Consider the following 11339-nt stretch of genomic DNA (forward strand, 5'->3'; position numbering starts at 1 on the left):
ATTAGAGTCTTCACCAGTAGCAGCAGCACTTGCAGGTTTGCGTGCGAATGAGGCCCGTTATTTTATGAACAAATATAAGCATGAATTTACGGTTGTTCCTGCTAGTGAAAGTCAAGACACCCTTGACTATGTAACACGAATTTTGAAGGAAGAACGTGATATTGAGTTTGCAGCCAAGCCCTTGGAAACATCAGCTTTTCAAGTAGAAAACATTCGATTTTCCTACGTCTTTTATGAAGATGGTCTTGGACTCAATGTCATGTATACGGTGGATGACCCTAAGAAGCGGGCCGTTGGTTTTAAGCTTTCTGAGGGGATGGAAATTCCAGCGGAGTTAGAAGGCAAGTTTAAGTTTGCCAGACAGAAATCTAAGTTAGCTGGAACCATTCGGGGCTCATTTTTTGTAATCAAGAGAGAGTATTGATATTGAAGTGGGCAAAAGCGCATGTGGAGGAAACAGAGCATAGCCCCATTGAAAGTCGCTGTTTTAGCGGCTTTTCTTGTTTTATCGGTGCAGCTGGCTTTGGAGAATTTCTTTCTTAGTTTCATCTAAAAAAGCAGATAGCGCCGGTGTAATGAGGGTGTCTTTTCGTTTAACAAACATGGTCGTTACTGAAGAATACTTCTCCGGTAAGGAGTGGCAGGTTACCTTGTCACGTACTTCATAATCCGCAATGATGGAATAAGGCAGTAATGTAATGCCCATACCTGCACTAACACAAGCAATTATCGTTTCGAGGGTTCCAAATTCCATTAATTTCACAGGCAATAATCCTTCTTCTTGTAAGAGAGTGTTAAGCTTGGCTCGGTATGAACATCCTTTGGGAAAAACCAGCATCGTATGATTTTGTAAATCATGAATCGATTGTATCCGGGGATGGTTGGGTGAAGTAACAAGAACTAGCCTCTCTTCAATGACTTTGTCCTGCGTGAGATCTGGGTGTTCTATCGGACCGGAAACAAAAGCTCCATGCAGTTCATAATGCAGGACTCCATGAAGTAGCTTTTCTGTTGGCCCTGTAACTAAAGAGAAATCTACATTCGGATATTTCAAATGATATTGCGCGAAAACGGAAGGCAGCCGGACTGCAGCAGTTGTTTCCATAGAACCGATAACCAGAGGACCTGAAGGAATGGAGCGGCTACCTACTGCGGCTTTGGCTTCGTTAATGGTATTTAGTATCTTTTCGGCGTAACCAACTAAAACTTGTCCAGAAGGAGTAAGTGTAACTCCCTTTTTGTGGCGATAGAATAATACGGTCTGAAGATCCGCCTCTAACTGTTGAATTTTGTGTGTAACATTGGATTGAGCATAATTTAGTTTTTTCGCTGTTTTGGAAATACTTCCTTCTTGGGCGGTTTGAATGAAAATCTCCAGCAAGTGAATATCCAAGTTGACCCCTCCTTTAGAAAACAATCTATCTGAAATCATGATATATAACATCTGATTTACGGATTATACAAGATGGATAAACTCGATGTAAACTATAAAGAATGGAATCCGAATTGATGAGGAGGGAACCTCGATGCCTATTCAATTAAACAGTAAGTTCTGTGAAAGCTTCAATATCCGTTATCCAATCGTTCTTGCGGGGATGGCCGGTATTGCAAACATGGCACCCCTAGTCGCTGCGGTTTCTAATGCAGGTGGGTTAGGGACGTTAGGCGCTGCGTATATGAATCCTGAGGAAATAAGAGGCGCCATACACGAGATTAAAAAACGGACGCAAGCACCGTTTGCCATAAATATTTTTGCTCATGTTGGACCGGATCACTATACGAATTTTGAGGCGGTAAACGAAGAGTTGACACCGATTCGAGAATCCTTGGGTGTGAAGCAGCGTGCTCAAGATGAAATACGTACACCCAATCATTTTGAAGAACAGTTTGAAATCTTGCTAGACGAAAAAGTTCCGATTATTAGTACAACGTTTGGCTTGCTTTCCGAGTCTCATATGCAGAAGGCAAAATCGTTAGGCATCAAAATTATGAGTAAGGTCACCACGGTAGAGGAAGCTATTCAAGCGGAGAAGCGCGGAAGTGATGTCATTGTTGCACAAGGTAGTGAAGCAGGGGGGCATCGAGGAACTTTTGATGTATCATCGCAGCCCAGTGGAGCAAATATCGGAACCATGGCACTTGTCCCACAAATTGTAGATCACGTCCATATTCCAGTCCTTGCGGCAGGCGGAATTATGGATGGCAGAGGACTGGTGGCTTCACTCGCTTTGGGAGCTCAAGGGGTACAAATGGGGACTCGTTTTTTGACATCAGTTGAGTCTGGCGCACATGCGGTATATAAACGTGCATTGCTTGATAGCACAGAGGAAAGTACTGTAATTACAAATGCCTTTTCTGGACGGCCAGCACGTGGCATCAAGAACGACTTTATACAACATTGGGAAGCATCCAGCATTAAGCCGCTGACCTTTCCTACCCAAAATACATTAACTCGCGAGATTAGAAATGCTTCTGCTAAGCAAAATAATCCGGAATATATGGCCCTTTGGGCAGGTCAGGGAACGAGAATGTTAACAGATAACCAATCTGCAGGCGATATCATTAATCAAATTGTAGAAGAAGCCAGAAATATAATTTAGTTGTGATTATAATTTCACATCCAGCGAATAACGATCGCGAAGTACTGATAAATGGTGAAGCTCATGTCCAACCAAAATATAGGCGATCGATCGAGCTGAAGCTGGATTATCACTGACGATCCCTCTACAGAGCCAAGCTTCCGGCGTGAGGTGATGGAGCATAAGAATGGTTGAGCGGCGTGTGACGGCATATTCTTCGTTCAAATCAACTACGGTATAGGCGTTAAAGGGTTGGCTTTGCATAAGCACGTCTTGATCGTAGCCAGGATGATTCGCTTTGTCACCTCTGGCGATGCGAAGTAATCGGCTGCTCATGATGCGTTCGTTATCCAAAAGGTGGCCGATGACCTCCTTCACGCTCCATTTGCCTTCGGCGTAACGATAGTTTGCTTGCTCCTCTGTCATTGAAGAAAGCAAAGTTTGTACGATGTTGGCCTGCAGCTCTAACCGTTCGGTGATGTTCCCTTCAGGAACAAGCTGGATGTACCCTTCATAAAAAGCTGCATACTCCTCTGTAGTCGGTCTTTCAACCATGTAAATGCCTCCTTTGGGATTCATAGATCTGGAATATATTGTAGCATATATCTTACTTGAAAAAGGCCCCTCCGCTATATGGAAGGAAGGGCCTTTTGATGTGATTTGAGCAGTTATATGGTTTGGTTGTTCCACTTTCAATCCGTACGCCGTATCCCCTTTGTTTGAACAAATTTCTCCAAAATCGAAAAATCCTCAGTCACTTCTTTGAATGGCAGCGTGTCCAGCACCTGTTCCCGGTAACTCTTTTTTGCCGCTGCGCTGAGACGGGAGTCTAGTATGCTGAGTATGCCAAGATCCGTTTCACTGCGAATCAAGCGTCCAGTTCCTTGCCGTAACCGTAGAAGCATATCCGGTACAAATACCTCCATGAACGGATTCTTCGTTACAGATGCCTTATATTCATAAATAGGGTCCGAAGGAACAGGGAAGGGCAGCCGGAAAATAATAACCTGCGACAGGTCGGGACCCTCGATATTCACACCTTCCCAGAATACACCGGTACTAAGGAGTACACCGTTGCTTTTCCTGAATTCAGTGATGACACTGTCCTGGGAAGATCCCTCTTTTTGGACATGGACTGCCCATGTATACTCATTGGTCCTCGAAATCAACTTCTTATGAATGTACTTCATGTCCTCTTTTGCGGAGAAAAGGACGATTGTTCTTCCTTGTGTTAAATTACAGAGTTGAACCAATTCTTTGTAGGCTGCTTCAAGATAATTTTCGCGCTGATCATGGTGGTAATATGGAACTTTGTTTGAGATGTACATCATGGCATGGTTGGTGTAGTCAAAAGGGGAGGATTTGCGGTCCAAAAAATCACCCTTATAACCGAGGGACTGCGTCATATAAGAGTACTGTTCCTCCAGCGTTTCCCCGCCTTGGCACAGTGTTGCCGACGTTAGGATAACAGGCGCCTTGCCATTAAATAAAGCGTACTTCAGAAATTGGCTTATATCTTTGGGACAGATGCTGATCGTGGCTACTCGCAGGGGGGTGCTTGCCCATATGAGATAGTTGTCCTCTATTTCAGCCAAGACATTTATGAGGGTAATAAGCCCGTTTGTGGCTTCAAAAGCGTCATCAATCTCCCGCTCGTGACGGGAGGTCAAAATGGAAAGGCGAAGGCTGAGATCCTTCAAATCGTTTGAGACTTGGTTTAACGGTATTCCTTTGATCTCTGACACTTTTATACGGTCGCTATCCTGCTTGGCATGGTGGAGCAAATCCGCATTTACCTGTTTAAAGATACGCTCAAAACATTTTTTTATGAAATTGGATTGTGAAAAGAGACTTTTGTCCCCGGATTGCTTCGTAAGAAGCTGCACAGTGGTATCCAGAATGCGGCAGATTCCCCGATAAGTGAACTCGAGCGTTCTTGCATCTCGAACTTTCACTTCCAGATTATGCGCTTCATCAATGACGATCAGAGCAGGCTGTTCCGAGATGATGCTCCTGGTTCCTTCTTTTTTCTTCATCAAGTCCCGTATAAGCAGATCCTGATTCACGATAATAAAATCAATCTCGTGAGCCTTTGCATTCAATTTGGCCCTCATATCGTAAAACAAGCAACCATTTTTATGATGACAACGTTCAAATTGGCAATCATTCACGGCAACGTTGGACCATTCGGCATCGCTAATTCCACTTTTAATATCCGCTCTTTCATCAATTTCAAAATTTAAAATGCGCTGGGCAAGGACAGTCAGGGAGGAGTCCGGATCAGTCTTTAATAATTCCGCTACCCTGCTTCGGCAGGCATACTGGCCCATACCTTTTCCCACGACGGAGCGAACTGTTGTGAATCCCATCCGGCTACCAATGACCCTTAGATCTTTATGTATCTGTTCCGACAGCTGAATGGAGGAGGTAGCTATAATGACCGGTTGCTGCGACATTTGATTCATGAGCAGGCTCGGTATCAGGTACCCAAAAGACTTACCGATTCCGACACCGGCTTCGATCATGGCATTACGTCCGTGGATATAAGCATCGGCTATATCGAGAGACATTTCTTGCTGCCCGATTCGCTCTCTAAGACCAATTCGAGGGAATCGATCATAGATTCGGAAGATGGCGTTAACCAAAGATCGTTCGATTTCCTTTTTCGATTCCCGTTTATTTATCTTATAGAGATCATTTAACCAGTTAATAACGATCGCCCCCTTCCAAATGAATGATCCTCTAGTAAGGAATTTTTTAGTCAAACTGTAATTATCTTAGATGGTGAGATAACAGTCAAGTGTTCATAGGGGTTAATCATGTACCCAAGCGATAATAGCAGCGACCCAACGCAACAAAACGTATATCAATAGCGTCTATACATCTTACAAAGAATATCAACAGGAGTGAAATAGATGCAACTAAAAATGATGGCGATATTCGGTGCTGTTCTCGGCTCTATGCTCATATGGGCAGGAAGTGCAGATGCGGAAGAACGTTTTACCGATCTGCAGCATTCGAAGTGGGCAGAAGACGGTATCGAGTATATGGCCGAACGAGGAACAGTCGCAGGATATGGAAATGGAATATTTAAGCCCCAAGGGCTGGTAACAAGGGCGCAAGCCGTCACGTTTATGGTGCGGGAGCTTTATCCTCAACAGCTGGAGAAACCGGTGGAAGGTACAACGACTTATTCGGATGTTCCGACAACTCACCCCTTTTATCGGGAAATCGCATTAGCATCAAAAAATGGACTTGCCAACGGATTTCCTGGCGGTTCTTTCCGTCCGGATGCACCGCTTAGCCGTGCCGAAACTGCAGCATTTCTTACGCGTGCGTATTCACTCTTGGAAGGCAAGCAACCAGCCAATTGGTCAGATACGAAACAACATTGGGCTGAGGCACCCATTCTCATCTTGAGCTCCAACGGCTTGGTCGGCGGATATTCGGATGGCACCTATCGTCCGAATCAGACGGTCACGCGGGCCGAATATGCCGTATTTATGTCGCGAGTGATTCGGTTCGAACGCCAAGCTGCGATACTGTCCGAAGATTGGGATAAGCTAATTTCATATATGACGGTTAGCGAGCAAGTCGGCCAAATGCTCATGCCTGATATTAGGCAATGGAATGGTAAAGTGACCACGACTGTTCATGATGGGTTGAAAGATATCATCCACGATCAAGATTTGGGCGGACTTATTCTTTTCGACAAAAATATTGTAGACACTAGGCAAGTCACGACATTCACGCACACTCTGCAAACAGAAGCAGGCGACATTCCTATGTTTCTTGGCATTGATCAAGAAGGAGGCGTTATTAAACGAATCCCAGGTGGAACCAATCTGCCGGGTCAAATGGCTCTTGGTGCAACCGGAGACACAACGCTGGCCGAAGCGGCTGGAAAACTGACGGGGGAGGAGCTGAATGCACTTGGACTTAATATTAATTTTGCGCCAGTGCTTGATATTAACAGCAATCCGGACAACCCGATCATCGGTATGCGGTCGTTCGGCTCGAATGCGGATTTGGTAACGCGGCTTGGTCTCGCAACCATAAAAGGACTACGACAATCGAACGTAATTGCGGCGGTCAAGCATTTTCCAGGGCATGGGGATACAATGGTAGACTCCCATCTCGGAATGCCGGTGCTGACACATGACCTTCAGCGGCTCAATTCGGTAGAATTAAAACCATTTCGGGCTGCGATCGAGAACGGTGTGGAGATGATCATGACCGCGCACATTGCTTTCCCTGCCATAGATAACGAACATGTCACTTCGCTCAAAGACGGAAGCAGCGTGCCGATACCTGCTACGTTATCTCATAAAGTATTGAATGGACTGCTTCGTGAAGAGATGGGATATGAAGGTCTCATCATTTCCGATGCGTTCACCATGAAGGCGATTGCGGAGCATTTTGGAGAGAATAAAGCCGTGGAACGTGCTGTTTCCGCAGGTGTTGATATCATCCTCATGCCAAAAGATTCGGCAGCTGCACATCAAACGCTGGTGAACGCAGTGAAGAGCGGGAAGATCCCGGACGAAACCATTCATGCTTCAGTGAAACGAATTTTGGAGCTGAAAGCCAAATACGGTTTGTTTGAACGCAGCCAGACTCTTGCGCAAAAACTAACCGAGATTAACGGAATCATTGGATCGAAGCAGCATCGGGCGGTGGAGCAAGAAATCGCAGAGCGAGCGGTCACCGTATTGGCCAGCCGCGAGGGTGTACTTCCAGATCAAATTCAGCAAGGCGACCGGGTCGTTATTCTCGCAGCCGAGGAAGAGCAGGCGAAGCAGATCGAGAAGCAACTGAAGCTAGCCTCAAAAAGCCTGTCGTTAAAGACGGAGATTTCCGTTATCGGACAAGGCAAAACGAATGAGGCGGTTGCGAAGGCGGATTACGTTATCCTGGCCTCCTATCAGTTCCGTAACGTGGCGAGTCAGTTCGGATGGAACGCTTATCAAACCTTGATCGATGCGATGAATAGTCGTAATCAGAGATACACGCTTTTATCGCTCGGTAACCCGTACGAGATGATTTATTTGCAGAACGTGCGCTCTGCACTGGCCGTTTATGGCAAGCAGGAGCCAAATACAACAGCCGGGATTAACGTGCTGGTTGGCAAAAAGGAAGCTGGTGGAATCTTGCCCGTGAAAATGGAGTAAGCAAGGTTAGAAATGATCCAAAAGACGGATTCCAACTTATGGAATCCGTCTTTTTAGTATTTTGATTTTGATCTCTGGTTTCATCGGTTGGAATAGATTAATTGGAATTTTTGTAATAGACTAAAGGGTCTGTCCACTCATCATTTTCGTGTATAGACCCTTTGCGAACATATTCAAATTCCATACCTACACTAATTTTTGCTCCAAACGAAACCGGGTTTGTTCCGGTGATTTAGTTTATATGCCATAGGACAGCACACCTTTCAAACTTTAACATACATATTATTTTCTTTTTCGCATTTGATGAAAATAAACAACGAATGGAACACCAAAAGACCCTCCAGCTTCGTGAGAAGATTGAAGTATAAGGAACAATTATGATTCGGCACTATTATGAGACAGCAGTGTTGCAAGAGGGCTAGAATAATATGGAATTGTAGGATAAGATATAACCATCTGAACAAAAAGGAGCGTTTTTAAATGTCTAACAAGGTGATTGTGCTTTAGGTTCACAGAAGGATATTTGCGGCATAGGGATTCCTTTTGTGGACATTGCAGTGCGGGAAACCGTCCCATCAATGTTTACTGGAGGAGATCATTATTAACTTTAACGAAGCTGTTAACATTAGCAATACGCATGTACTGGAATTGGTATCCGAGCTGTTTCATCTGGAGGGTTACAACATTCAGCTTATTCCGCCTCATGAGGGTGGGCGGAATGTCGTTTACACCTGTGAGCAAGAGGGACGTGAATCCCTAATTCTCCGAATTTCATTCTTGCCTGATAGAAACCGCGAAGATTACATTGCCGAACTGGAATATGTCCGATATTTATATGAGCATGGGGCCAGTGTCTCGAACGTCATCTGTTCGAAAAAGGGGCATCTGCTGGAAGAGATCATTTGTGATGAACATACGTTCTTCATCTGTCTGTTTGTGAAGGCCAAGGGAAAAATGCTAGTAGAGAACAATTATCAGTACCGGGAAGGCATTCCAATTACCGAGCACTATTATAATTGCGGTAAAGTCCTAGGGAAAATGCACCAAATATCGAAAGGGTATATTCCCGTCCATCGCCGGCATCATTTTTTTGACAATTACAAAGGTGAATATATCGATAACTTGATACCTGAATCATTCTCTCTGCTTAAGGAGAAGATGGTCGAGCTCCTGATTACCTTAGAAGGTTTGGATACAAACCAGGAAACATTCGGGATGATCCATTTCGATTATAACGATGGGAATTACTCGATCGATTTTGATACCGGTCAAATCACCGTGTATGATTTCGATAATTCATGCTTTGGCTGGTATATGTATGATCTGGCAGATCTATGGACACACGGTGTGGGCTGGATACAATTTGAACCTGACGCCGGGAAACGCAAAGCGTTCATGGATGATTATTTTGAAACCGCCCTCGCTGGTTATACTTCCGAAACCAAGATCGAAGATTCGATGTTGGAGAAGCTGCCTTTATTTATTCAAGTGACCCTCTTGGAGAATATTCTAGGTCAATTTGAGGAAATGCAGCGCACCGGCGAAGAACCGGAAGCTGACGAAGAACTGTTGTATCTCATTAAGTGTATGGAAGAGGATATACCGTACAAGGGATTTTTCCATGACATGTATTCGAGTGAAGAACCCTTTACGTATGAGGAACACTAAAGAGAAATACACCTGAAACATGAATAATTATTGACTAATCAAGTGTGGAGGCAGCCGGCATAGACCGGTTGCCTCTTTGTTTAGCTACGACACATTATTCAAATTTGGAAGGAGGCACGTTGTAAAATTTTTTAAAAGCTTTGGAGAAGGTAAAGGGATCGGGATAGCCCAAAAATCCTGCAATTTGCTGGATTGTATATTTTTTCTCGTACAGATAGTCTCGTGCCCGGTTCATCTTGATTTGATTGATGTACTGTCCCGGCGTAATACCCAGAATTTTCTTGAACAAAGAGATAAAATATTTCTCAGAGACCCCGGCTATGGCCGCAAGCTCGTTAACTCGGATGACACGATGCAGATTCGCATCCACGTATGGGAATACGTTCTGCAGAACCTCCAGACTTCCTTCCGTTTTCCTCGGTTTTCGGTCTTTTAGAAATTCACCGGTATACAGACCTTGCCCGTGAAGCTCCAATATTTTTGCAATAACGAGAAGCAGAGAAGCCTTCAAGTAGAGCGGACTTCCGGAAGCGCCGCTGTCCTGCTTGAACCTTCGATAGGACGAGGTGAACAGCGTTGATTCCTCCCGAACCAGGTTGCCTGGTACGATGCCGGGCAGTTGAAACTCTCCCAGAATTCGCTTTTGCTCAGCGATGCTGAAATCAAAGTGCATGTATACGAATCGGCACAGCTCTCCGGTTGTGGAAGCAATATAGGGCATATCCGGATAAAAAAACACTACGTCACCCGGGTCCGCCATATGTTCGATCCCATCGATGGTAATCTTGACGGAGCCTGCTGTAATGAACCACAGATCATAATCGGAATGTGACTTGTGCTCAATCCAATTGCTGTCGTGAGTTTGTTCCAAATAAGAGCTCATGCGAAGTGTGATATACTCCGAAAGTTCGTCGATTATACTCATATTCACAGTCCCTGCATACATCTGATTCAACTCCTCCCTCTCTACTTTATGACATCCTTAAGTTTTTACTAATATAACAAAGGATTTATCTCTTGTTAATCATCATACCATTTGACATGTTTTGAAAACTATCACACATTCCGATCCCAGACCACTCACCTATAATGAACTTATATCGTTAAGAGGAGGGGTTAGTAATGAATGGTACAATCATACAGCACCCAAAGGTAGTCGTTATTGGAGCGGGCAGCCTGTTTTTCGGTCGTCAATCCATCTGGCAGATGGTTCACTCACCATACTTGAATCAGGGAACTTTGGCTTTAGTGGATACGGACGAGGAGCGGCTCTCGAAAATGGTAACACTGGCAGAGATGGTCGCCCGGGAGAACAACGTATCCTTAAAGATTGAGGGCTCGGTGGACCGAAGAAAAGTGCTGTCGGGAGCTGACTTCGTTGTGCTTAGCTTTGCAGAGCAATCGGTCAAATACCGGGGAATTGACTGTCAAGTCTCTCTAAAGTACGGCATACGCATGTGTTCCGGCGATACGATTGGCCCGGGTGGGATCTTTCGGGCAATGAGAGAACTCCCGGTCATTATGGAATGCGCCCGAGACATTGAAGAACTTTGCCCTGATGCCTGGGTGATTAATTATATTAACCCGTCTACCGTTCATGGCATAGCGTTACGTCGTTATGCGCCTAAGCTAAAATCGTTTGCGCTTTGCGATAGTCATCATATGCCGCATAAGAAAGCCTACTACGCTGTACGAGCCGGAATCATCGACAAAACAGACGAGTTCACCAATGAGATCGACCAGAAATTCGATTTCCGCATCGCTGGCGTCAATCATTTCACTTGGCTGCTTAAAGCGGAATTCGAAGAGAAAAATGTGATGCCCATAATCGCAGAAGCCATGCGCAAGATGGCTGGTGATGAGAACAACGGCGGTGATCGCGGTGCAAAAGCTATTTTTAACGATGCTATTACCTACGAAC

9 protein-coding genes are annotated in these 11339 nt (G+C 44.8%); 5 read left to right on the plus strand and 4 right to left on the minus strand.

The features are described 5' to 3' along the window. On the plus strand, window positions 1-424 hold a 424-nt coding region (locus AMS66_RS02905), incomplete at its 5' end, for a phage tail protein (protein ID WP_236703113.1). 81 nt (window positions 425-505) lie between these two features. Here the strand turns inward: AMS66_RS02905 and AMS66_RS02910 are convergent. Beyond that, on the minus strand, window positions 506-1393 hold the full coding sequence (locus AMS66_RS02910) for a LysR family transcriptional regulator (RefSeq protein WP_053779367.1): 888 nt from the start codon (window positions 1391-1393) through the stop codon (window positions 506-508). A gap of 133 nt (window positions 1394-1526) precedes the next feature. On the opposite strand from AMS66_RS02910, the gene AMS66_RS02915 reads away from it, so the two are divergent. Next, the gene (locus tag AMS66_RS02915) at window positions 1527-2600 is read left to right on the plus strand and encodes an NAD(P)H-dependent flavin oxidoreductase (RefSeq protein ID WP_053779368.1); all 1074 of its coding nucleotides are present in this window, start codon (window positions 1527-1529) and stop codon (window positions 2598-2600) included. A gap of 6 nt (window positions 2601-2606) precedes the next feature. Here AMS66_RS02915 and AMS66_RS02920 read toward each other — a convergent pair whose 3' ends face one another. Together AMS66_RS02920 and AMS66_RS02925 are read right to left on the minus strand one after the other, a co-directional pair. Beyond that, window positions 2607-3134, minus strand: a complete 528-nt coding sequence (locus AMS66_RS02920) for a DinB family protein (RefSeq protein ID WP_053779369.1) — start codon at window positions 3132-3134, stop codon at window positions 2607-2609. A 137-nt stretch (window positions 3135-3271) separates the two neighbouring features. After that, window positions 3272-5344, minus strand: coding sequence for an ATP-dependent DNA helicase (locus tag AMS66_RS02925; RefSeq protein ID WP_236703119.1), 2073 nt, complete (start codon window positions 5342-5344; stop codon window positions 3272-3274). Window positions 5345-5494: 150 nt separating this feature from the next. Between AMS66_RS02925 and AMS66_RS02930 the strand changes: the two genes are divergently transcribed. Further along, the gene (locus tag AMS66_RS02930; RefSeq protein WP_053779370.1) at window positions 5495-7750 is read left to right on the plus strand and encodes a glycoside hydrolase family 3 N-terminal domain-containing protein; all 2256 of its coding nucleotides are present in this window, start codon (window positions 5495-5497) and stop codon (window positions 7748-7750) included. A 552-nt stretch (window positions 7751-8302) separates the two neighbouring features. After that, window positions 8303-9418: a phosphotransferase enzyme family protein gene (locus AMS66_RS02935; protein ID WP_407944516.1), complete on the plus strand. Its 1116-nt coding sequence runs from the start codon at window positions 8303-8305 to the stop codon at window positions 9416-9418. A gap of 94 nt (window positions 9419-9512) precedes the next feature. On the opposite strand, the gene AMS66_RS02940 is transcribed toward AMS66_RS02935, so the two are convergent. After that, window positions 9513-10364: a helix-turn-helix domain-containing protein gene (locus AMS66_RS02940; protein WP_053779371.1), complete on the minus strand. Its 852-nt coding sequence runs from the start codon at window positions 10362-10364 to the stop codon at window positions 9513-9515. 176 nt (window positions 10365-10540) lie between these two features. Here AMS66_RS02940 and AMS66_RS02945 point away from each other — a divergent pair. Further along, window positions 10541-11339 (plus strand): family 4 glycosyl hydrolase (locus AMS66_RS02945; RefSeq protein ID WP_456238474.1); only part of this gene is annotated, 799 nt, incomplete at its 3' end.

This window comes from Paenibacillus xylanivorans (assembly GCF_001280595.1).
Classification (GTDB): Bacteria; Bacillota; Bacilli; order Paenibacillales; family Paenibacillaceae; genus Paenibacillus; species Paenibacillus xylanivorans.

Coding starts and splice junctions, on each gene's coding strand:
- AMS66_RS02915 (WP_053779368.1), top strand. CDS start 1,527: ATGCCTATTCAATTAAACAGTAAGTTCTGTGAAAGCTTCAATATCCGT.
- AMS66_RS02920 (WP_053779369.1), bottom strand. CDS start 3,134: ATGGTTGAAAGACCGACTACAGAGGAGTATGCAGCTTTTTATGAAGGG.
- AMS66_RS02930 (WP_053779370.1), top strand. CDS start 5,495: ATGCAACTAAAAATGATGGCGATATTCGGTGCTGTTCTCGGCTCTATG.
- AMS66_RS02940 (WP_053779371.1), bottom strand. CDS start 10,364: ATGTATGCAGGGACTGTGAATATGAGTATAATCGACGAACTTTCGGAG.